Consider the following 23,383-nt stretch of genomic DNA (forward strand, 5'->3'; position numbering starts at 1 on the left):
TCACTAATTACAAACAGTTGGGAGATAGTGAGGACTATGAAACATCTAAGTCGAATGGCTTTCGGACAAAAGAATCTGATCGCACTGTTAGTCGTTTCATCTGTCTTAATCGGGGTGATGATACTTGGCCAGGCCTACTTCTTTGTTGCTATTGTCGAACGGGTTTATTTGCAAGAGCAGCTATTTAAAGGGGTGTTACCCTTACTAGCCGGGTTATTACTGGTCATTGTTGGACGTGCCTTTCTTACCCACGTTAATGGCTGGACAGGTGTGAAAATAGCGTCTGAAGCTAAACGTAATTTGAGAGAATTACTTTTAGCTAAGTTTTCTAGAAATCCTGTTCAAGCATCGCTTCGGGGCCAATCTGGACAGAAAGTAAGTGTGCTGATGGATTCGGTAGACGAAGTGGACCCGTATTTTAGCAGTTATATTCCACAAGTCATTCAATCTACAATTGTGCCAGTTATAATTTTATTCGTTGTGTTTACACAACACCTTTATTCAGGACTGATTATTGTAGTAACCGCTCCGTTTATCCCTTTTTTTATGGCGATTATCGGGATGAAAACTAAAGATAAATCTGAGGAGCAGATGGATAAACTAGCCGCTTTCTCAGGGCAGTTCCTCGATACATTACAAGGGCTGACCACTCTGAAACTGTTTGGACGCTCTTCTCATCAGAAGCAAAAAATCCGTCAGAGCAGCATCGATTTTCGTGAGGCTACCATGGAAGTTTTAAAGATTGCTTTTGTTTCTTCTTTTATGTTGGAACTCATTTCTATGCTTAGTATTGGATTAATTGCACTTGAAATCGCAATTCAGCTTGTTGTCTATGAGAATATCAGCTTTTTTACTGCGTTTTTTATTCTGATTCTTGCTCCTGAGTTTTTTGCCGGGCTAAAGGATCTCGGAAGTGCCTTCCATACTGGACGGGGAAGTGCAGGGGCAGCGAAGAAAGTACAGGATCAATTGGATGAACAAGAGGTAACCATACACTGGGGGGATCAAGATCTTCATAGCGAAGGGAGACCACCTGTTATTGAACTAGAAAATGTATCTTTCAGTTATGGCCAGGACTCGTTTGCTTTACACCACATTGACACGACAATCCCATCATTCGGGCAGATTGCAATTGTCGGGAGAAGTGGTTCTGGGAAAACAACGTTACTCCATTTACTAGCTGGGCTTATGAACCCGCAAGAAGGATCAGTGATCGTGAATGGCCAGCCTTTAGAAAATTATAAAGAACAGGCCTGGTTTGACCAGTTAAGTTATATCTCCCAACATCCGTATCTATTTTCCGGTTCGATAGCAGAAAATATTGCGATTGGCGGTAGAGGGAGCCCTTCACGCAGCAGCATTGATAAGGCTGCCCGCCAGGCAGGGCTTTCTGACCTGCTAGACTCCCTTGAGACTGGGTTGGATACGCCTGTGGGTGAAGCGGGGCGGGGGCTTTCCGGAGGTGAACAGCAGCGTGTTGCGATTGCAAGAGCTTTCCTGAAGCAACCGGCAGTCATTCTCTTTGATGAACCAACGACAGGGCTTGATCTTCGTACAGAACAAATTATGCAGCAGTCCATGAAAGAGTTAGCTCGGACTTCAACCGTCATTACAGTTGCCCATAGGCTGCACACCATTAGACAAGCAGAGCAAATTCTTTTTTTAGATCAGGGAGAATTGGCAGGTAAGGGAACGCACGAAGACTTAATCGAATCCATTGTGGAATATCGCCAGATGGTTTCTGTTCAACAGGGGAGTGATGCCAAGTGAAGGATCTTTCCATGGTAGTGAAGCTTGTGGTAAGAGAGAAAAAAGACATCTTACTATCTATTTTGTTTGGTTTCCTTGCTGGAATAACAGCCGTAGGGCTATTTGGGGCGAGCGGCTATTTGGTATCAAAGGCAGCGCTCATTCCCCCGCTGTACACACTTGTTTTAGTCGTATCTTTCGTCAAACTACTAGGGTTTATAAGAGCCATAAGCCGCTATGTGGAACGATATGTTTCGCATCGTGCTACTTTTACGATTCTAAGCCATTTACGTGTATCCTTTTACGAAAAATTGGAACCGCTCGCGCCTGGAATTTTTCAGAAGTATCGCAGCGGTGATTTGTTAGCCAGAATAGTAGGGGATGTGGAAAGTCTGCAAAACTTCTTTCTGCGTGTATTTTACCCTCCTATTGTCTTGCTGATAGTGTTTCTGTGTACGATTATTTTTACGACTTTTTACTCCTTGTCTATTGCACTCGTTCTTCTTGGCGGGTTGCTCGTTACAGCCTTAATTGTGCCCTGTCTATTCGCTATGCGGCAGCGGAAAATTGAGGGGCAACTGCGCGAAGAACGAGGGAGTCTATCAACAGAGACAACAGAATTGCTATATGGATTCCGAGACTTGAAAATATACCGAAAACTTGCGGAAAAAGAAAACCAGCTGAAAGAGTCTTCAGACTGCTACATTAAAGAACAGGAAAAGGTTGGGATACATGCTTCCTTAAGCCAAGCAATGAATTCATTGGCCTCTCTCGTTGCTTCCTGGGTTGTACTGGCCTTAGGTGCTTACTTGGTTGTCGAGGATCAGCTGGAGGGGATCTTTCTTGCTATGCTTGTCATGATATCCCTTACTGTATTTGAAAATGTTACTCCAATGGCCGTGTTTCCTATTCATTTGGAGGACAGTCGCCGAGCTGCCAGCCGGCTGTTTTCAGTAGTTCGTGATCAAAGTAGCAAGACTCAGAACCATCAAGATTCTATCCAACTTGAAGGGAACCAGTCTTTGGCCATCGAAATAGACAAGGTAAGCTTTGCCTTTCCTGGTGAAGCAAGGTCGACCTTAGAAAACGTTCACCTGCACTTACCAGCAGGATCGAAAACGGCTATCGTTGGACCAAGCGGATCAGGTAAATCCACACTGCTGCAGCTTTTATTAAAAATCCAGGCAGGGTATACAGGCAAAGTCAACTTGGGCGGAACCTCTCTGGACTTGCTCGATAAAGAAAGTCTGTGGAGTCATACAAACGCAGTGCTGCAGGAAAATCACTTTTTCTACGGTACGATAAGAGAAAACCTAATGCTTGCAGGCGATGATTTAACGGATATCCAGCTGGACGAAGCACTCGCGAAAGTGAAGCTCAATCATGTCCAACTGACAGATTCAGTTTTAGAAAAGGGCGGAAATCTCTCTGGTGGCGAAAAGCAGCGGTTAGCAATAGCTCGGGCACTTCTCAAAGCGAATCCCTTATGGGTCTTAGATGAACCTACCTCATCAGTGGATGCGCTTACGGAAAACACCATTTATCAGTATTTATTTGAAGCAGCCAAGGATGATACGCTTATCCTTGTAAGTCATCGATTAACAGGACTTGAGCGTATGGATAAAATTGTTGTGATGGAGCATGGCGAGATTATAGAAAAGGGTACTTTTAATGAACTAATGGACAAGCGTGGTTACTTCTATCAAATGAAACAGATCGAGAAAAGTGTATTTACGGCTTAGCGGGTGACATTAGATTGTTAGTAAGATAAGTGCTTTGAGCATTTAATCTAAATTATGTGCAAATAGCAAAGCCACTTGCCCAACATCGCGTGGGGCAAGTGGCTTTGCTCCTAATTATTTAACAAAAGAGGAGTCTAATGGAAGAGATTCCCCAGGTTCAAGGACGGGAACATCGACTTCGGCAGTATCAGGGTATTTAATCCCAGCTCCCGTATTAAGGACGACAACATTCTCGTCTTGTTTAATCCAGTTTTGCTCCCTTAGTCTGCGGGCAGCTAAAAATGTAGCGGCACCTTCTGGGCAAACGAAGGATCCCTCGAGTTTAGCGATTTGTTTTTGTTCTTCAAGGATCGCCTCTTCCTCTACAGCAATCGCACATCCATCCGTTTCATAAAGGGCATGAAGAATGAGGAAATCTCCGATGGCTTTAGGAACGTTTATGCCGAATGCTTGTGTCTGTGAATTTTCCCAGAATACAGATTCTGTTTTCCCTTGTTTCCAGGCATCCACAATCGGAGCACAGCCTTCTGCTTGAACTGCTACAAGCCGAGGCATATTTTGCCCCTCTAACCAACCGAGTGCCTGTAATTCCTGAAGTGCTTTATAGATGCCGATTAATCCGACACCGCCTCCTGTTGGATACAGGATCACGTCAGGCAGCTGCCAGTTAAGCTGTTCTGCTATTTCCAGCCCCATTGTCTTTTTCCCTTCAATTCGATAAGGCTCTTTCAATGTGGATACATCATATAGTCCATGCTCCTGCACAGCTTCAGCCACCATCTTTCCAGCATCACTGATCAAGCCGTTTACGAGAAAGAGGTTTGCCCCGGACAAAGCACATTCGTTCCTCGTAATAGACGGAGCATCTACAGGCATTACAATAGTTGAGCTGATACGAGCTCGAGCAGCATAGAGGGACCAGGCTGCTCCAGCGTTTCCATTCGTCGGCATGGCAAGAGCGGCGACCCCCAGTTCTTTAGCTTTTGATATTCCAACAGCTGCGCCTCTGGCTTTGAACGCCCCTGTAGGGATAATCCCTTCATCTTTCATCAATAGATTTGGCAGGTCCATCTGTTTCCCTAAATTGGGCATAGGGAGGAGTGGAGTCATGCCTTCTCCCATCGTCGTGACATGCTCTTCTGATTGAACGGGGAGCAACTCATGATAACGCCATAGGTCAGGTTTTCTTCGCTCCAGATCAGAAGGCTTCCATTCTTTCGCTAGTTGATCCAAATCATATTCAACTAGCAATGGGGCCCCACAATCACATAAATGATGGATGGCCTCTTTCGCATACGTTTGCAAGCATTTTGGACAGTAAAGATGAGAGATATAACTATAATCCAATGCAATTCCCTCCAATTATGTAAGTTTGTTTTCATAGTATCACAGTATTCAGAAAAAAATGGTCAAAAGTCCAACGGTTATTTTTGAAACAAAATGGTAAGTTGTTCCGTAAGTAATAATGGCAAGTTAAAATGCAAATAGAGGAGAGAGTGTCATGACGGGGATATTGCTAGCTACTTTACTTCCTTTTTCATTATTTTTTTTACTAACAGTTATTGCGGCTCTGCAGAATAAAAACAAGGCCAAGGCCATTATTCAGGGAGCATTCGGGTTATTTATAATTGGGTATATTATTGTTTTTATCATTACTTACATTTGGATGCCTGCCATTACAGTTCCGAACATGCTGCTAATGAATGCTGTAGTTGGCATTATATTAGGACCGGCGATGTATGTTGGATCAGGGACAGTTTTCAATAAAAACACGATCCACAAATCAACGCCTGCGATCGTGTTTTTCATTACAGCCCTGGCTATTGTAGCCATCTTTGTAGTTGGTATTTTCTCAGTGAATCAGACGTATGATTCGATTTCGAAACAGGAGGCAGGAGAAGCGAAGCCTTTAAACGAAGAGAATACACCGATATCAGTCGCACCGGAATCGGCTCGTAATAAGGTGCAGAAGTCGATGAGTGTCGTACCGAATACACAGTTTTATGACCTTGGAAAATTACAAGTTCAGGAAGTGGGCGGTGAAATTTCATATGTTGCTCCAGTGGAATTTACGAGCTTCTGGCGATACTTTCGCGGAAAAGAGACTGAGGGTTACTTTATGATTCCGGCAACAAACATTAATGCACAGCCGGAATTTATTGAAAGTAAAATGCGCTACACAAACTCCAGTTATTTCAATCACAATATACAACGCCAAGTTTATGGAGAGTTTCCACAATATTTACAGAGCGGGGAAGCGCAAATCGAGGTAGATAATGAAGGAAAACCTTGGTATGTTCAAACGATTTACAAGCCTATTCCGTTAACAAACCGACCAGATTTAGACAAAGTGAAGGTTGCTATAGTTGATCCTGTATCAGGAGAAGTTGAGGCTTATGACGTCAAAGAAGCTCCTGACTTTATTGAAGGAGCGGTCAGCTCTGAGCTTGCAACAGCTGAGAATGAATACTTTGGTAAGTATGTTCATGGCTGGTTCAACTCTATTTTTGGCAAAAAAGATGTTAAAATCCCTAATGATTCTGGGACGGAAAACAGTGTAACCCCTATCTTTGGCGACAATGGAGAGATGTATTACTTTACCGATATGGCTTCACCTAAAGAAAATATTGATTCAGCACTTGGTTACACTTTAATTGATGCAAGGACTGGAGAATTAACCTATTATAATGGGAAACAAAACAATGGGATTATGGACAGTAAAGGAGCAAGACAAATTGTAAATAAGCAATTCCCTGAGAAAAACTGGACCGGTTCCATGCCTGTTTTGTACAACGTGGATGGTCACCCTACCTGGATTGTCAATGTGTTAGACCCAAATGGGCTATTTAAGCGTTATGCGTATATTAAAGCGAATGATTCTGATTTTGCTGTTTTTGGTGAAACAGCCAAGGAGACACTAACGGCCTATCGCCTCCAGCTGGCGCAGGACCCGAGCAATGTTCAAGGGAGCGAAGGCGTTGAAACCACTGGAAAAAGCGGCGTAGTTAATCGTGTGCTTGTGACTTCGACAGATTCCCGACAAATTGTTCAATTTATCCTTGAAGGGGATACAACGATCTATACGGTTAATGTTAGTAAGGCACCGTTAGCCATCTTCCTGCGTGAGGGTGATCATGTGCAGATGCAGGTAAGGGTGCGTGAAAATGGGCCGGCAACGGTGGAGGAAATGGTCGTAGAAGAATTGAATGACTAGTTATTCCAGGGTAGGGATCTCGAAATAGAACAGTTTCGGGATCCTTGTCTAATCCTGTAAGTTTCACGTGGAACAATACTGCTTTTTGTGACATATCCTTGCATCCTGTAGAATAAGAGGATAGGTGAAAATTTTAATGGGAAAAGGTGTTTTTTGTGAAAAAGTATATTGTTATAGGTTCAGGGATACTTGGTGCCTCAACCGCCTATCATCTTGCTAAAGCAGGTGCCGAAGTGACGGTAGTTGATCGCAAGGATACCGGCCAGGCGACAGATGCTGCAGCAGGGATCATTTGTCCATGGCTGACAAAACGAAAAAATAAAGCCTGGTATCGATTAGCTAAAGCGGGGGCAAAGTATTACCCGACATTAGTGGAGGAACTGAAGGCAGATGGAGAGAAGGAGACAGGATACAAACGTGTTGGGGCGCTCCGTCTGCATACAGATGAAGAAAAACTGGATGAAATGATGGAGCGGGCTCTTGAGCGCAGGGAGGATGCACCGGAAATGGGTGAGATCACCCGCCTCACTCCCTCAGAAACGCAGGGGATGTATCCGCCAGTAGCTGACGGATATGGTGCTGTTCATATGAGCGGTGCTGCACGAGTAGACGGCCGGGCGCTCCGTGATGCTTTAGTAAATGCGGCCAAACGAAAGGGTGCTTTATTTCTAAAAGGCAATGCTTCATTAATTGTAGACAATAAGCAAATCGTCGGTGTGAAAACAGGGGAAGAACAGTTGTATGCCGATCAAGTTATTGTGGCAGCGGGGGCATGGGCAAAGGAAATGATTGAGCCATTAGGTGTGAATTTTCTCGTGCATCCTCAAAAGGCCCAAATTGTCCATTTGGAATTGCCGGAAGCAGATACAAGTGACTGGCCGGTCGTGATGCCGCCAACTAATAAATACTTGCTTAGTTTTGAGCAGGGAAGGGTTGTAGTAGGGGCAACACATGAAACGAAGGAAAAATTTGATACTCGTATTACAGCAGGGGGTCTGCATGAAATTTTTTCTAAAGTGCTGGCCATAGCTCCAGGTCTGTCACGCAGTACGCTGGTTGAGACACGAGTAGGATTTAGACCATTCACCCCTGATTCTCTCCCTGTTTTTGGAGAATTACCAAATTTCGAAGGGATCTTGTTAGCAAATGGCTTAGGAGCCTCAGGCCTTACTACTGGCCCTTATATTGGGGCGGAGTTAGCAAGATTGGCCCTTGGTAAGAATACGGAACTTCATAAAGAGGATTATCAGATCGAGCATGCCCTTCCAAAGGTAAATAAATGATCCAAAAAAGCACAACCTCTCTTAAAGGTTGTGCTTTTTACATATCTTCTTTAACGAGACGAAATCCTACTTTCTTTAAGGCCTGTTCAAGATTGCGTGTTATTCTAAGGTTTCTGTACATGGGACCCTGACTAAGATGACTCATCGCCATGTCTGGGCGAATTCCTGTAAGAATTGGGATGACTCCCATCAACTCCAATGCTTTAACTATATCCGACAGATGGCGGGTGAACAAGTCGTCAAAGCTTACCATGCCGGACAGGTCAATGATAAAGTAATCCAGGTTTTTTTGATAAATTCGTTGAAGTATAGTTTCAACCAGATGATTCGATCGGTCTTCATTCACGATCCCGACTAAGGGAAGAACTACCACACCTTCTGTTACCGGGACAATAGGTACAGACAACAAATCAATACGCTGCTGAGTCTGATCTAAGCTAATAATATAGCTGAAAACTTGCCCGACAGAACGGAGGAAGCGCGCTTCCTCTTCTGTAAATTCCCGCGGCTTTTGATCCATCACACACAGTGTCCCGAATTCTTTTCCTTCCCGGTCGTAGATTTGCACTCCCATAAAGGCTTTAACATGGACATTTACGGGCAAGTCTGCATTTTCCTTTATATAGTGCAGCGAAAGGTCATTTGAGGTGAATACTCCTTCTTCCGATTCAATAACAAATTGACAAAAAGATTGCTCATAATTTATCTGAACATCCGTACCTAAAATATGCTCGTTATCATTATAAGCGTTGATGATGTTCATATGCCCATCATCTTTCTTAGCTATGTAAACCGTATTAACATGGATAACCTTACTAACATGTTCCAGAATTTCATCAGCAGCTTCTTTGACAGAAAGGTAGTGAAGGTCATTTGAGTGATTATACATTTTTTATACTCCTATCCCAATATATCTTCATGTGTTTTCGAATCTCTAAGTGCTGTAGTAAGCGTAAATGTGTACACAATAATGACGCTAACATTTTTGTTAGTGTCAGTGTAACATGTGTCGAGACTGATTTATATGGATAAGGATTAGGATAAGAAAGACCTGAACAAGATCAGGTCTCTTAACATCTATTAGCGGCTAAGCTGATTCATGAGTTCTTTAGCAACGACTAATGTAGATTGAGGATTTTGACCGGTAATTAAGTGATCATCGATTTCCACATGTTTAGACCAATTATCTGCGGTCGCAAAGTTTGCCCCCAACTCACGCAGTTTGCTTTCCAAAAGAAAAGGCATGTATTGATCCAGAGCAGTGTCAGCTTCTTCAGCGTTTGTAAATGAATTGACTTGCTTCCCTTTTACAAGCGGTTCGCCATTTGAAAGCTTCACTCCTACCAACCCTGCTGGGCCGTGACAGACTGCAGCAACGAGTTTATCCGATTCATACATGTCCCGGATTAATTCTGCAAGCTTCTGATTGTCTGGAAAATCGAACATCGTACCATGTCCGCCCGGTAAGAAAATGGCATCAAAAGAATCAGCAGACAGTTCATTAATGGAAATCGTATCTTCAAGGTGTTGTTTTGATTCAAGAATTTCCTGCGGTTCATCCTCACTGACACTGTTTGGATCAACTGGTGCCTTACCTCCCCTCGGACTAGCAACGGTCACCTCATATCCATGCTTTATAAATTCATTATAAGCTTCACCGAATTCGGACAACCAAATCCCGGTTGTTTTATCTTCATTAATTTTTTCATGATTTGTAACGACCATTAAGATCTGTTTAGACATCTGACATTCCTCCTGCTCTTATTGCAAAATTAAAGGTTTTACACAAATCAACTATTCCCGTATCTAAGGCTTTACAAAACATGAAAACACTTAATATAAGAGAAGGAGGGGAAGCGAGGGCGTTTTCAATAAAAAAACGTGAGCAGCTGCTCACGTCAATTGGCTTCAGATATTTCGTTTTTTCGTAGGTAATTTACTGTGTTTTCGTCCGAATGGGTAGGAAGTGAATAGGATTGAGTGTATTCTTCATGACCTTTCCCCGTAATGACGATCCATTCTCCAGGTTGGCTGTTGTCTATAGCTGTTTTAATCGCGAGTGTCCGGTCAGGGATGATTTCTCCTTTTCCGAACTTTGTATGGTTAAGATAAAAGGTCAGCATCTGCTCCATGTCACGTTGATGAACCCCATTTAAATCATCCATTGTTAAAATAAATTGATCACTCATTTCTGCAGTAATGTTCATCATTTCCTGCCTCTTTGTTTGGTCCCGATTGCCTCGAAAACCGAAGATATGTGTGAGTTTTTTCGCTTCTGCTTCCTGGACGGTTTGTAAACAATTGAATACTGCATCCGCTGTATGAGCATAGTCTACCACGACAGTAGCACCGTTCTTTAGAGGATACGTTGTAAAACGACCAGGCACACCAGGAAAGCCGCTAATGGAATCTAAAACCTTTGCCGTCTCTCCGTCAAGCTGCATCGCTGCGGCGTAGGCTTGAAGAGTGTTATATAAATTATGGATACCTGCCATGGGGGAGTGAAGTGTATGTATGTCATGGTCTTTGAATCTGCATGAAGGGGGGTCAACAGAAAGTTGATCCAATATTTGTAAATCGTTTGCGATTGACTTACCCAGGGTGTAAGTTTGCAAACCTTCTTGTTTAAGTTCGTTAGCCAACTGTTCTCCATAAGCATCATCGGAATTGATGACAGCCGTTCCATTAGGTTTTAATTTACGGAACAATGCTTTCTTGACTTCATAGTACTGGTCGATGGTTCCATGATAGTCAAGGTGTTCATGCGTCAAGTTTGTAAATAAGCACAGATCAAAATGCAGGCCTTCCAGACGGTATTCCGCTAATCCGTGAGAGGATGCCTCCATAATGACAACCTCGTCATTGCTTTTATCGATTAACTGGTTAAGAGTCAATGCGTTTGGAGTGGTATTGGCTGTCTTTGAGCATTCTCCATTGATGACGTTTTGAATTGTACCGAGGAGGGAACAAGTGTAATCCATGTTCTCAAGAATATGCTTCACTAAATAACTGGTCGTTGTTTTACCATTTGTTCCGGTAATTCCGACCATGATTTTTTGTGAAGCAGGGTTCTGGTAGTAATTGCGTGCAAGCATTCCTAATGCTTTTTTGCTGTTTGGGACTTGTATATAAGGAACATCTGTAACTTGGTGATCCTTTTCACCGACGATCGCAGCAGCTCCATTGTTAATGGCATCTTGAATGTAGGCATGTCCATCTAGCTGATGACCTGGAATGGCTATAAATAGGAATCCTGGTTTCACCTTCTGAGAGGAATCAGTCAATCCATGAACAGTCACATCATTAGACTTGGACACTTCCTCGTACCGGAAGGAAATATCTTGCAATAGTTGATCAAGTTTCATTTATATCGTGCACACCTTTTTTATATTTAAAATTAAGTAGAGTTTTAATGTTAATTTTATCAAATAAGCAGCATGCTATGTGGTGAAAACGAAAAATAAGCTAAACGATTCATAAATAAGCCATAAAGAGGGAATGGCGTCTATAAACTCATCTTCCCTTATATCCTTTACGAAAGATTTCCTGAACGCCATGAACGGTAACGTAAGCATTTGGGTCAATGTTTAGAATGATCTTCCTGAAGGGCACAATTTCATGTTTGTTAATAACTAGATAGAGCACCTCTCGTTGTGCACCTGTGTAACCGCCTTTCCCTTCAAGAACTGTGATTCCACGAGCCATTTGGTTTGTGACTGCATCGAGTACTTGAGCGGGGTGGCTTGAAATGATCATAACCGCTGTACGTTCGTTAGCACCTTCTACTACGACATCGATAACTTTTGCACCGACATAAACAGAAATAAGGGTGTACATGGCTTTTTGTTGCCCTATGATGAAGGAAGATCCCACGATGACTGCAATATCAATAATGAGCATTCCTTTGCCAATCGTCCATCCGAAAAATTGGTTGCCAAGACGGGCGAGGATAGCTGAGCCGCCAGATGTACCACCGGATCGGAAAATGAGCCCAAGGCCAAACCCGACTGCTAAACCAGCAAATAAAGCTGCAAGTAATGGATCGCTAATCTCTTTGCCCCAGTCCACTGTGAAGTGTAAAAAAAGAGATGATGAAATAATTGCGGTAATTGTATAGATAATCACTCGATTATTGAAAAATTTGTACCCGATGGCAACGAGCAGAGTATTTAGAACAAAATTGACAATACCGGGCGACCATTCAAACAAATAATAAGTAACAATCGTAATCCCGATCACGCCGCCTTCGGATAAGCGGTTAGGGATTGCGAAGTAGTTTACACCAATCGCAAAAACAAATGATCCGATAATGATCATTACGATATCTTTTACGGCACGTTTCATAGATAACCCTCCTTTCCTTCATTTTATTATAATTGCGGGGAAGAAATATACCGATAATAGTAAGTCTTACTATTCATACTAAATGCTTAATAATATATCCGGATAAGTCAATAATAAGTAGAGATAAAAACACGAACATTCGAAGGCGACTATAAAAAACATGAGTGAGGAATAACTATGATGACAATACGTTTCGACCAAATAAAAGGGGTTGTTGTGAAGGAAATCTACGGACCGAATGAACAAATGGTATCAAGCCTGGCTTTTCATTCTGGACGGGTCTCAGTCTCTTCGCTGTTTTTTAGTATTAAAGGAGCTCAGGAGGACGGACATCACTATATCGAAGAAGCGATTAGCAATGGTGCTTCTGCAGTCATCGGCGAAAATTCTGAACAGCTTACAAGGTTAAGTGAGTCTTACCCTTCCTGTACCTTTATCGTCGTTGAGGATGTAAGAAATGCGATGGCCCACATGTCTAAGCACTTTTACAATCATGCGGATGAACAAATCTTTACGGTTGGGATAACGGGTACAAATGGTAAAACAACTGTAGCTGCCTACGTACGTTCCTTACTGATGCTGTTAGGGGTTCCCAGTGGATCGATCGGCACGACAGGGATATGGTCATCCCAAGAAAAGTGGATGTATAAAAAGAGTACGCCTACGACACCTGAAGCTATTGATCTTCATCAAATTTTTCGCGACTTTAAAGAAGCGGGAGATGAAGCAGCGGTCATGGAAGTTTCTTCGATTGCTTTAGATCAGAAGCGGGTAGAGGGGATGTTGTTTGATATAGGTATTCATACCAATTTCTCAGAAGAACACTTGGAATATCACAAAACGATAGACCATTACAAAGCGAGTAAAATGAAATTATTCGAGCAATCCAGGCAAGCGGTTGTGAACATCGATGATGAAGGTATGGGGAAGGACCTTATACATTCCTATAAAGGTCCGTTACTAACGTATAGTTTAATACCAGGAAGCGAAGCAGACCTCATCGGTACAGGGATTGAAATAACCGAAGAAGGGTCCATGTTTACCATTCAATACAGGAATAAAACTTTTCGGGTTTTCACCCCTGTATTTGGGGCGTTTAATGTAGCAAATGTTCTCTCTGCCATAGCTGTTGCACTTATGCGAGGGTATACGATGGACGAGGTTGCTGCCGTACTGCCAGAACTTCAAGGCCCTGAAGGAAGGTTTCAAATTATTGAAGTTCCTGATCGTACAAAAGTGATTCTCGATTATGCTCATACCCCCGTCGCCCTCGATAGACTTGTAGAAGAAGTCCGGAAAATGAAGCATGGTCGTCTTATCACTATGATTGCCGGGATTGGGATTCGTGATTTTAGTAAAATGCCAAAAATGGCTGCAACCATTGAAGGAAGAGCCGATGAAGTCATCGTGACCGTCGATCACCCAGGGTATCACAACCCTCAAACCATCGTTGACCAAGTTATGAAAGGGTTTAAGGAACCGAACGCAGGCAATATTCATCACGCCTTGACGCGACAGGAAGGGGTACGGCGCTCCCTTATGCTAGGACAAGCAGGGGACATTATTCTATTAACGGGCGGCTGCATGAATAATGCTCAAATTATAAAAGGGGAAGAGGTTCCCCATTCTGATGAAGACATTATCCATGAGCATTATCTACAATCAAAATAAAGGGTCTATTTTTGGAAAAAGCGGTCGACAGTTTCTTGATACACATGAAAAAATTCAGGAATGTCGCCGCTCGTGATTCCTTTGGTCATGTTCTCAGCAATTGATGTATTATACCACTTTTGCTGTAGATAGCCTGCGTTAAAGTGCTTCCACAATGCATCGCCATCGCGTTCGAAATCTTTCTCAAGCGACAACAAATTGTCTAATTTATCTGCCACAATTAAACATTTCACTTCAAGGGAGCCCATTCGAACGTTGTCTACTGTGTGCTGTTTGCGTTCCTGCCATGACTTTGACTTATCTTCTGTATGGGCTGCTACTAGATCACGAACCTTCTTTGTAAATTCCCGTTCAATATCTGCAAGTTCATACATTGTATCCTCCACAACGTCATGCAGATACCCGGCGCAAATAACCTCTTCCCGGTAGCCGGCCGATTTTAAGGTAGCAGCTACCTGAATGGGATGGATGATATAGTCAGTATCAGAATTCTTTCGTTTCTGGCCCTGGTGTGCTTTCTCAGCGAATTGTTTCGCCTTTTCTATCATAACGGTCACTCCTTTGTAAGCGTAAAATTTGTCGGAATATACCCTTTGCAGATACCATAGAAACAGGCTTATAAAATGGAGTAGAGGAGTCATGTACGATGCAAATCAATCAGATAGATGATCAGCCAGTTATTCTCATAATTGCAAGGTTCGATGGTATTCACCGCGGGCACCAGCAACTTATTAATAAGGCCAAACATTATGCTTTATCTCAGCTCGAACTAGCTGTTTGGGATCTGTCCAGTCCTGAACCTATCTTAACAACCGTTGAAGATAAATTACGCATCCTTGCAGAGCAAGGTGTTGATCGATATTATGATCATTCTGAGCTTAAGCCATTAAACTGCAAGCGAATTGTGATCGAGGAAGATTTACAACAAGAGGCAGCTGGCTTGTATGATTTTCATGACATCCCTGTTACCATTGTACAACAGCCCATGTTCAACCATGAAATGATTCAAAGAGCATCCATTCAAACCTTTGTGGAAAAAGGGCAAATAGAAGCAGCCCAAGCTCTTATGGACCGGCCATTCCAAACGACAGGCATCGTCGTTAAAGGGGATGCACTCGGCCGTAAGCTTGGTTTTCCAACTCTTAATCTCGGCGGTATTGATGAATACGTCAAACCAAAACCTGGGGTGTACCTCGGAGTAGTGGAAGTGCATAAGGAAACTCCAGACTACTATTACACCTTAATTAGTGCTGGATACCGTCCAACCGTGAATGGAGAGACCTTTAAAGTGGAAGCCTATTTACTGAACTTTTCAGGTGACCTATATGGCGAGACCGTGACCGTAAGTTATCTGCGCCACATGCGCGATGAGGAAGATTTTGACGGGTTAGATGTACTCGTCGAACAAATGAAACAGGATGAACGGGATGCAAGAGCGATCTTAGGCATGCCGGTCATTTCATAATAAAGGGGCTATCATTATGGGGTAGTTGTAGTTGAAATATGTGATGGCAATTTGATTAACGAGCTTGATGTGGAGACCATTATAGAGTCAGAGTACCCGGATGTCGCTGTTCTGATGAGCGAATGTTTATCATTCTGTGGGCTGTGTGCGCTAAAGCCATATGCACTCGTTAATGGAGCACGAATTTTTGGTAAAACGCCTGAAGAGGCTTTAGATAAGATTAGAAAGAAAATAGAAGAAGAACTAGCATTATTTGCTGAGTAATGAGTAGAGGCTGCCAAGTGACGTGGTCTCTTTTTTTTGTGCACCAGAGAGCAGAGCGTTGTGAGCGTCGGATTATAATATCGTTAATTTATCTTAAATTTGAAAAACATGACGATGGAACGCCTCCATGGAAAATGGTACTGTCCCTCCTGCTCGACAAATTGCTGGGTTGCTCACCATCAAGCTCTCCAGGATTATGCTCATCTTTTACGTAAATAGCTCTCTTCTTACCAATTGCGCTCTGTGTTTGAGGTTAAATGCTCAAGATTACTGAAAAAGGCTCCAAGTTGGGTTATTTACGCCCCCTTTAAAAAATTCATTAAGCTCTTGAAGATGCTGTAGATTAATGATGTGCTACACTTGCAGGGGAACCCTATTTATAATAGAAAGGAAGAGATAGCAATATGAACACAGTGAAGCTGCATGACAAGATTGACATTCCTCAACTAGGCTTTGGTGTATTTCAAGTTGAGGAAAAAGATGCCGAACCGGCTGTGTCAAAAGCGATTGAAACAGGATATCGCTCCATAGATACAGCTGCGATTTACGGAAATGAACAACAAGTCGGGGAAGCGATCGCTAAAAGTAACGTACCGCGTGAAGAACTGTTTATCACTACAAAAGTGTGGAATACAGATCAAGGCTATGACAAGACATTAAACGCCTTTGACGAAAGCCTGAAGAAACTAGGACTTGATTATGTAGATATGTATCTGGTTCATTGGCCAACTCCAGAGTACGACGACTATGTAGAAACGTATAAAGCTCTCGAGAAATTGCAGAAAGATGGAAGAGTGAAGGCCATTGGTGTGTGCAATTTTAATATTGAGCACTTGCAGCGTTTACTTGATGAATGTGACGTGAAGCCTGCTGTGAATCAGGTGGAATGCCATCCCTATCTAGCACAAAATGAACTAAAGGAATTTTGTCATGAAAATGGAATTCTGCTTGAGGCATGGGCTCCAATCATGCAAGGAGGAGACGTGCTGACTGACGATGTTATTCAATCGATTGCACGTGAGCATAACAAATCTTCTGCCCAGGTTATTATTCGCTGGCATTTGCAAAATGGAACGATCGTGATTCCTAAGTCCATTACTCCTTCACGTATCGAAGAAAATTTCGATGTCTTTGATTTTACGTTAAGTGATGAGGAAATGAACAACATCAATGAACTCGATCGTGGGGAGCGTAAAGGCCCTGAACCTAGCGAAATGAATGTACGATAAAAATATTTTTGTAAAAGGGCGCTGATTGGGCGTCCTTTTTTACATCTAATATGTTAACCTATTTTTATTAACGTTGACATAGTTTAGGTCATTAATTTATCCTATAAACAGAGAGGAGGTATAAGATGGAATCAAGAAGGAGGTGGAGCCCTCTGGATTTAACGATGGGGAGTTTATTTGTTGCGATGATGGCGATCGGAGCAAATATTACATCCATTGCTCCCTTCATGGTCATTGGAGGCGTCCCCATTACGTTACAAACTTTTTTTGCAACTTTGGCAGGATTAATCCTTGGAAGTCGATTAGGGGCCCTGTCTATGTTTACGTACATGTTGCTCGGGTTAGCTGGTGCGCCAATTTTTGCCCAATTTAAAGGGGGTTTTTCAACACTGCTTTTTCCGACTTTCGGTTTTATTGTATCGTTTATCTTCATTGCTTATATTGCGGGTAATATGGCAGAAAGGAATCGCAGCTTGCTCAAGTACATATTAGCTTCTCTAATGGCTATGACAGTTAATTATATTTTTGGAACAAACTGGATGTATGCGGCTTATATTCTATGGTTTGATGCGCCGGAAGGTTTTACCTACAAGATGGCCTGGTATTGGATGATCTTCCCGCTGCCAAAAGACATTGTTCTATCGATATTTGCAGGGATCATGGCTTTTCGGCTTGAGAAAAGTATTGTTTCAAAAAGTCCTTTTCGTCAGCAGAGAAAAATTTCTTGAAGGGGGAATTACATGCATAACTGGAGGTCATTGGCTGAACAAGTTCTTCGAGGTGAAGAAATAACTGATCAAGAGGCTTTTAATGTCCTGGATAGTCCAAATGAGGAACTCTTGGAGTTGTTACATAGTGCGTATTTGGTACGTAAACGTTATTACGGCAATCAAGTAAAATTAAACATGATTATCAATACAAAATCAGGGTTTTGTCCGGAAAACTGCGGATATTGTGCTCAGTCTAGGGATTCAGGTGCCCCCATACAAAAGTACCGCATGATGGACAAGAACACAATTATTGAAGGGGCCGAACAAGCTCATCGATTGAAGTCAGGCACGTATTGTATCGTAGCTAGTGGCCGTGGACCATCGAAGCGAGAACTCGATGTTGTTACGTCAGCGGTCAAAGAAATTAAAAGCAACTTTGACATGAAAGTTTGTGCATGTCTCGGATTGCTAAAACCTGCACAAGCAAGACAATTAAAAGAAGCCGGAGTTGACCGTTACAACAATAACATTAACACCTCCGAACAGCATCACGATAATATCACCACAAGCCACACCTACCAGGACCGGGTTTCCACCGTTAATCATGCAAAAGAAGCGGGGATATCCCCATGTTCAGGGGTCATTGTTGGAATGAAGGAGTCAAAACAGGATGTCGTTGATATGGCACGCGCACTAAAAGAACTTGACGCTGACTCTATTCCTGTTAATTTTTTACATGCCATCGATGGAACATTGTTGGAAGGAACCGATGAACTGACACCAACCTACTGTTTAAAAGTACTCTGCCTATTCCGCTTTATTAATCCTACGAAAGAGATCCGTATCTCGGGAGGAAGAGAAGTCAACTTGAGGAGTCTACAGCCGTTCGGTCTTTATCCGGCAAATTCAATCTTTGTGGGAGATTATTTGACAACTTCTGGACAGGAAGGAACAAAGGACCATCAAATGCTTGAGGACCTCGGTTTTGAAGTCGATTATGTAACAACAGAAGAGACCGTATAGTTTTTAAAAAAGGACGCACTTATGTAGCGTCTTTTTTACTTGCTTTCATAGATTCCATAATCAATCATGTCCGTTATATGTTGAGCGAGGACAGCTGGTTCACAGGGGAACTTCTCTTCCACCCACCATCTAATAATTCCTAAGATACTTGTTGAAATAAAGACTCGAGTTATATGTTCAGAATATTTTACCTCATGCTTATATGCAAGTGCGATATCTAGGGTCGCTAGGGAGGAATCATGAACGAGTGCCTCAAATTTCCTATAAAAATAAAGGGATTTCTGTTTCTTTAACATGATGAAGAAGAATGAATCACGTTGTTTAATAGACGTGAGCAGCTGAACGAATCTTGGGTGAGGTTGTTTCACTTTTACAAAATCGAATGCAGAATTGCAAGCTTGAACCTCATTGGTCAGCTGCTCGAAATTTTCATTAATCATTCCTTGCAGTAAATGATCTTTATCGTGAAAGTGCCTATAAAAAGTAGCGCGGTTAATCTTGGCTTCATATGTTACTTGTTTTATTAAGATATTCTCGTGGTCCTCATTTGCCAGTAGCACCAGGTAAGCTTCTTTAATCCGTTTTTGGGTACGTAACACCCTTGGATCCTGCTTTTTACTCACATCAAGTCCTCCCTTCCTCTAGAATTTTTAGCGACATTTAAAGCAAATATGTTTATTAAGTGTGGAACTTATTGACGCTTTATTTGACCTTGCTATAATAATATTGTCCCATTTAATTGATAATGATTTTCAATTTCATTATAACAGAAAAATAAGAAAGTGGGATAGTGGGCAGGGGAATATGGATGAAATTTAGATACACTCTTTTTATTCTTATCATTTTAAGTTTTGGGTCATTGTTTATTGGAGTATCGGATATCTCGTTTATGGACATTTTCCACTTATCTCAGGAGCAATTTCAAATTCTGATGATCAGCCGTTTTCCAAGGTTAGTAAGCATTCTAATTGCCGGAGCTAGTATTAGTATTTGTGGCCTCATTATGCAGCAGCTGACTAGGAATAAATTCGTCTCTCCTACGACAGCTGGCACCTTTGATTCGGCTCGGCTTGGCGTTTTAGTCTCGTTACTCGTGTTTACTTCGGCAAGCCCCTTAGTGAAAATGCTTGTAGCATTCGGATTTGCTCTCTTGGGCACGTTCATTTTTATGAAAATCCTAGACCGAATTCCTTTCAAGGATACGATCTTTATCCCGCTTGTTGGATTGATGTTTGGGAATGTGATCAGTTCGATTGCAACGTTCTTTGCATTGAAACACAACCTTGTTCAGAACATGTCCTCTTGGTTACACGGTGATTTCTCTATGATTATGGAGGGACGTTATGAGCTAATGTACATATCGATTCCCTTTCTTGTGATTGCTTATTTATACGCGAATCAATTTACGATCGCAGGTGTAGGGGAGGATTTTGCAAAAAACGTAGGGTTAAACTATAAACAAGTCGTAAATATAGGGTTAGCAATTGTTGCTATGGTGACAGCGTCAGTTGTCCTTACCGTAGGCATGATTCCGTTTTTGGGCTTAATCATTCCTAACATCGTTTCATACTATTACGGGGATCACTTGAAGAAAAGCATTATTCAAACTGCGATAATTGGTGCAGCATTCGTCCTTGTCTGTGACATCTTAGGTCGGGTCATCCTTTACCCATATGAAATTTCCATCAGCCTGACTGTAGGTGTCATCGGGAGCGCAATCTTTATTTACTTACTGATGAGGAGGCGGTCGTATGCAGCTTAGAAGGAGAACTATTATGATCGGTCTGTTTGCGACCCTGCTTATCGTCATTTATTTATTCACAGGTATCAGCAGCAATTGGGATTATATTTTGCCACATAGAGGAATGAAAGTTTTGGCGATTATTGTGACAGGGGGAGCAATCGCCTTCTCTACGGTGATTTTCCAAACAATCACAACGAATCGAATCTTAACTCCCAGTATTCTAGGTTTGGACAGTATGTATTTGCTCGTTCAAACAGCTGTAATATTCTGGTTTGGATCGGGCTCGATGGTGATGATGAATAGTCAATACAACTACTTGCTCTCCGTCGGTGCGATGGTCTTATTTTCTTTCATTTTGTTCAAATGGTTATTAAAGAAAGGTGAGAATGTTTATCTCTTATTATTGGTTGGTATCATTCTCGGAACCTTTTTCTCAAGTCTATCTTCGTTTATGCAAATGTTAATTAATCCAAACGAATTTATGATGGTCCGGGACCGCATGTTTGCCAGTTTTAACAATATTAATACTGACTTACTTTGGATTTCCATCCTGCTCATGGTACTGGGTGCTGTATTTTATTTACCATTACATAAATACATAGATGTAATGGCACTGGGTAAAGACCATGCCGTTAACTTGGGTGTTCCTTATGACAGAGTTGTTAAGAAACTGTTGATTATTGTAGCAATTCTTATCTCTGTAGCAACAGCCCTTGTTGGTCCCATCACGTTCTTAGGCTTACTTGTTGTCAACTTAGCCCATGAATTTATGAAAACGTACAAACATAATTATCTAATTCTCGTGTCGATCCTATTCGGTATCGTGGCACTTGTAGGAGGTCAGTTAATCGTGGAGAGAGTATTTACGTTCTCTACCACCATAAGTATATTGATTAATTTTATTGGAGGAATCTACTTTATTTATCTATTACTAAGGGAGAATAAAGCATGATCAAACTGAGAAATTTATTTAAAAGATATGGCAATAATTCTGTCGTGGACAACATCTCTGTTGCAATACCTAAAGGGAAAATCACCACATTTATCGGTCCAAATGGCGCCGGGAAAAGTACCTTATTATCAATGGTCAGCCGCCTTATTGCTAAGGATGAGGGAGAGGTGTATATCGAAGAGAGTGAGATTGGTAGTTGGAAGACTCAAGAGTTATCCAGAAAACTGGCCATTCTTAAACAAAGCAACCACATCCATTTAAGATTAACCGTCAGGGAGCTCGTTTCTTTTGGGAGGTTTCCTTATTCAAAAGGCCGATTGACCGCAGAGGATGAAGAAATGGTAGATCAAGCCCTGGAATTTGTGTCCTTAAGGAAAAGGGAAGAACAATATTTGGAGCACTTGAGTGGCGGGCAGCGGCAAAGAGCCTACATTGCCATGGTAATTGCTCAAGATACAGATTATGTGCTGCTGGATGAGCCATTAAATAATTTGGATATGAATCATTCCGTTCAGGTAATGAAAACATTGAGGAGGCTTGTTTGCGAACTTGGAAAAACAGTGGTGCTTGTTGTTCACGACATCAATTTTGCCTCCGTCTATTCAGACTATATTGTTGCCTTGAAGGATGGTGGAGTTGTGCGGGAAGGTCCCACGGAAAAAATGATTCAGGCGGATGTGTTGAATGAAATCTATGATATGGACATTGATATTCGAACAATTAATGACAATAGAATTTGTGTTTATTTTTAAGAAAGGGTGAGGTAATTTTATGAAGAAATGGTTATTGTTAATGAGTGTGGCAATCGTTCTAGTCGTTTTATCAGCGTGTGGTGAATCTGGGGAAACTTCTGGTGCTGAAGAGGGCGAAATAATTACAGTGGAACACGAGCTAGGTAAGACAGAGGTACCTAAAAATCCGGAAAGTGTCGTTGTATTTGATTATGGGATTGTAGACAGTCTTGATAAGCTGGGAGTAAATATTGAAGCCGTTGCAAAGAAATCGCTTCCGGAATACTTAAGTCACTATAGTAGTGATCAATATGAGAATGCCGGATCATTGAAAGAACCCGACTTTGAGAAAATCAGTCAAATGGACCCAGATTTGATCATTATTTCTGGTCGTCAGGCTCCTGTATATGAACAGCTAAGTGAAATTGCTCCGACCATTCATTTAGGGGTAGATACAACCAACTATATGGAATCATTTAAACAAAACATGATGACACTTGGTGAGATTTTTGACAAAAAGGATGCCGTAAAAGAAGAACTGACTACCCTTAAGGCTGAGATTGAAAAAGTATATGAGAAGGCTTCAAATATGGATGAAGAAGGATTAATTGTTTTAGCGAACGATGGAAAAGTAAGTGCATACGGACCATCCTCGCGCTTCGGACTTATTCATGATGTCCTGGGGGTCAAACCTGTCGATGATACAATTGAAGCATCCACACATGGTCAAAGTATCTCATTTGAATACATCACCGAAAAAAATCCAGATTATCTATTCGTCATTGACCGCGGAGCTGTAGTTGGCGGGCAATCCTCTGCGAAGCAAGTAGTGGAGAATAAGCTGGTCAAGAAGACGGATGCCTATAAAAATGACAACATCATCTATCTTAATCCAGAATACTGGTACTTATCCGGTGGTGGATTACAGTCTGTTTCGGCGATGGCTGAAGAAATAGGTGCCAGCTTAGAATAATCATTGGAAGGACGCGCCTGGCGTGTCCTTTTAATGTGAGCACTGATAAAAGGAGAGTGAGCGCCAGAAAAACGAAAGCATCCTTTTCTTTTTATAAGCGGAAGGTTTATAATCTTAAATTAAAAAAGGAAGAAAAATATGATTATAAAAACTCGCTCCTATCTTTTGAAATTAAGAAAGTTAGGGACACACTCCAAAGAGGAAGACCCCCGCTAGATCACCTCAAGAACTCCCTTGTACGAGAAATACTTGCCCGCACGCGTGCTGGTTACAAGAAAATAGAGGTAAA

The 23,383-nt window shown here is 42.0% G+C and carries 21 protein-coding genes; 14 read left to right on the forward strand and 7 right to left on the reverse strand.

Annotation, left to right across the window (positions count from 1 at the left end; all coding sequences use genetic code 11):
* Positions 1-36: 36 nt before the first annotated feature.
* Together cydD and cydC are read left to right on the forward strand one after the other, a co-directional pair.
* Positions 37-1,770 (forward strand): thiol reductant ABC exporter subunit CydD, encoded by a 1,734-nt coding sequence (gene cydD / locus P9989_RS01325; protein ID WP_283077046.1) that lies wholly within the window; start codon positions 37-39, stop codon positions 1,768-1,770.
* A complete protein-coding gene (cydC, locus tag P9989_RS01330; RefSeq protein WP_283077047.1) occupies positions 1,767-3,491 on the forward strand; it encodes a thiol reductant ABC exporter subunit CydC in 1,725 nt (574 codons plus the stop codon). Before cydD ends, cydC begins: the two co-directional genes overlap by 4 nt.
* Positions 3,492-3,605: 114 nt before the next feature.
* Here cydC and P9989_RS01335 read toward each other — a convergent pair whose 3' ends face one another.
* Entirely contained in the window at positions 3,606-4,838 is a 1,233-nt protein-coding gene (locus tag P9989_RS01335) for a threonine synthase (protein ID WP_283077048.1), read from the reverse strand.
* A 154-nt stretch (positions 4,839-4,992) separates the two neighbouring features.
* Here P9989_RS01335 and P9989_RS01340 point away from each other — a divergent pair, with 154 nt between their 5' ends.
* Together P9989_RS01340 and P9989_RS01345 are read left to right on the forward strand one after the other, a co-directional pair.
* A complete protein-coding gene (locus tag P9989_RS01340) occupies positions 4,993-6,705 on the forward strand; it encodes a DNA-binding protein (RefSeq protein WP_283077049.1) in 1,713 nt (570 codons plus the stop codon).
* A gap of 155 nt (positions 6,706-6,860) precedes the next feature.
* Entirely contained in the window at positions 6,861-7,988 is a 1,128-nt protein-coding gene (locus P9989_RS01345) for an NAD(P)/FAD-dependent oxidoreductase (RefSeq protein WP_283077050.1), read from the forward strand.
* A 37-nt stretch (positions 7,989-8,025) separates the two neighbouring features.
* Here P9989_RS01345 and P9989_RS01350 read toward each other — a convergent pair whose 3' ends face one another.
* The 4 genes from P9989_RS01350 to P9989_RS01365 all read right to left on the reverse strand — a co-directional run bounded on the left by P9989_RS01350 (position 8,026) and on the right by P9989_RS01365 (position 12,332).
* Positions 8,026-8,877: a GAF domain-containing protein gene (locus tag P9989_RS01350; protein ID WP_283077051.1), complete on the reverse strand. Its 852-nt coding sequence runs from the start codon at positions 8,875-8,877 to the stop codon at positions 8,026-8,028.
* Between the two features lie 191 nt (positions 8,878-9,068).
* Positions 9,069-9,731, reverse strand: a complete 663-nt coding sequence (locus P9989_RS01355) for a type 1 glutamine amidotransferase domain-containing protein (protein WP_283077052.1) — start codon at positions 9,729-9,731, stop codon at positions 9,069-9,071.
* Between the two features lie 155 nt (positions 9,732-9,886).
* Positions 9,887-11,353, reverse strand: coding sequence for a UDP-N-acetylmuramoyl-L-alanyl-D-glutamate--2,6-diaminopimelate ligase (locus P9989_RS01360; protein WP_283077053.1), 1,467 nt, complete (start codon positions 11,351-11,353; stop codon positions 9,887-9,889).
* 148 nt (positions 11,354-11,501) lie between these two features.
* Positions 11,502-12,332: a YitT family protein gene (locus P9989_RS01365; protein ID WP_283077054.1), complete on the reverse strand. Its 831-nt coding sequence runs from the start codon at positions 12,330-12,332 to the stop codon at positions 11,502-11,504.
* A 177-nt stretch (positions 12,333-12,509) separates the two neighbouring features.
* Between P9989_RS01365 and P9989_RS01370 the strand changes: the two genes are divergently transcribed.
* A complete protein-coding gene (locus tag P9989_RS01370) occupies positions 12,510-14,003 on the forward strand; it encodes a UDP-N-acetylmuramoyl-L-alanyl-D-glutamate--2,6-diaminopimelate ligase (protein WP_283077055.1) in 1,494 nt (497 codons plus the stop codon).
* A 5-nt stretch (positions 14,004-14,008) separates the two neighbouring features.
* Here the strand turns inward: P9989_RS01370 and P9989_RS01375 are convergent, their stop codons facing one another.
* The gene (locus P9989_RS01375) at positions 14,009-14,551 is read right to left on the reverse strand and encodes an HD domain-containing protein (protein ID WP_283077056.1); all 543 of its coding nucleotides are present in this window, start codon (positions 14,549-14,551) and stop codon (positions 14,009-14,011) included.
* A gap of 98 nt (positions 14,552-14,649) precedes the next feature.
* On the opposite strand from P9989_RS01375, the gene P9989_RS01380 reads away from it, so the two are divergent.
* The 5 genes from P9989_RS01380 (at position 14,650) to bioB (ending at position 18,694) form a co-directional block, all read left to right on the forward strand.
* The gene (locus P9989_RS01380; RefSeq protein ID WP_283077057.1) at positions 14,650-15,468 is read left to right on the forward strand and encodes a riboflavin kinase; all 819 of its coding nucleotides are present in this window, start codon (positions 14,650-14,652) and stop codon (positions 15,466-15,468) included.
* A 51-nt stretch (positions 15,469-15,519) separates the two neighbouring features.
* Positions 15,520-15,732 (forward strand): YuzB family protein, encoded by a 213-nt coding sequence (locus P9989_RS01385; RefSeq protein ID WP_283077058.1) that lies wholly within the window; start codon positions 15,520-15,522, stop codon positions 15,730-15,732.
* Between the two features lie 404 nt (positions 15,733-16,136).
* The gene (locus P9989_RS01390; protein ID WP_283077059.1) at positions 16,137-16,961 is read left to right on the forward strand and encodes an aldo/keto reductase; all 825 of its coding nucleotides are present in this window, start codon (positions 16,137-16,139) and stop codon (positions 16,959-16,961) included.
* A gap of 125 nt (positions 16,962-17,086) precedes the next feature.
* Positions 17,087-17,689, forward strand: coding sequence for a biotin transporter BioY (locus P9989_RS01395; RefSeq protein ID WP_283077060.1), 603 nt, complete (start codon positions 17,087-17,089; stop codon positions 17,687-17,689).
* 12 nt (positions 17,690-17,701) lie between these two features.
* Complete coding sequence (gene bioB / locus P9989_RS01400) at positions 17,702-18,694, forward strand: biotin synthase BioB (RefSeq protein ID WP_283077061.1); 993 nt, start codon at positions 17,702-17,704, stop codon at positions 18,692-18,694.
* 35 nt (positions 18,695-18,729) lie between these two features.
* Here the strand turns inward: bioB and P9989_RS01405 are convergent, their stop codons facing one another.
* The gene (locus P9989_RS01405) at positions 18,730-19,317 is read right to left on the reverse strand and encodes a TetR/AcrR family transcriptional regulator (RefSeq protein ID WP_283077062.1); all 588 of its coding nucleotides are present in this window, start codon (positions 19,315-19,317) and stop codon (positions 18,730-18,732) included.
* Between the two features lie 185 nt (positions 19,318-19,502).
* On the opposite strand from P9989_RS01405, the gene P9989_RS01410 reads away from it, so the two are divergent.
* Genes P9989_RS01410 through P9989_RS01425 form a run of 4 tightly spaced genes read left to right on the forward strand, consistent with a single transcriptional unit; the run spans position 19,503 to position 23,094 of the window.
* Positions 19,503-20,456 (forward strand): ABC transporter permease, encoded by a 954-nt coding sequence (locus P9989_RS01410; RefSeq protein ID WP_283077063.1) that lies wholly within the window; start codon positions 19,503-19,505, stop codon positions 20,454-20,456.
* A complete protein-coding gene (locus P9989_RS01415) occupies positions 20,446-21,390 on the forward strand; it encodes an iron chelate uptake ABC transporter family permease subunit (protein WP_283077064.1) in 945 nt (314 codons plus the stop codon). The genes P9989_RS01410 and P9989_RS01415 overlap by 11 nt, the downstream gene beginning before the upstream one ends.
* The gene (locus P9989_RS01420) at positions 21,387-22,142 is read left to right on the forward strand and encodes an iron ABC transporter ATP-binding protein (protein ID WP_283077065.1); all 756 of its coding nucleotides are present in this window, start codon (positions 21,387-21,389) and stop codon (positions 22,140-22,142) included. The genes P9989_RS01415 and P9989_RS01420 overlap by 4 nt, the downstream gene beginning before the upstream one ends.
* Positions 22,143-22,161: 19 nt before the next feature.
* On the forward strand, positions 22,162-23,094 hold the full coding sequence (locus P9989_RS01425) for a siderophore ABC transporter substrate-binding protein (RefSeq protein ID WP_283077066.1): 933 nt from the start codon (positions 22,162-22,164) through the stop codon (positions 23,092-23,094).
* Positions 23,095-23,383 lie beyond the last annotated feature (289 nt).

Origin of the sequence: Halobacillus naozhouensis (assembly GCF_029714185.1) — a bacterium.
GTDB lineage: Bacteria > Bacillota > Bacilli > Bacillales > Halobacillaceae > Halobacillus_A > Halobacillus_A naozhouensis.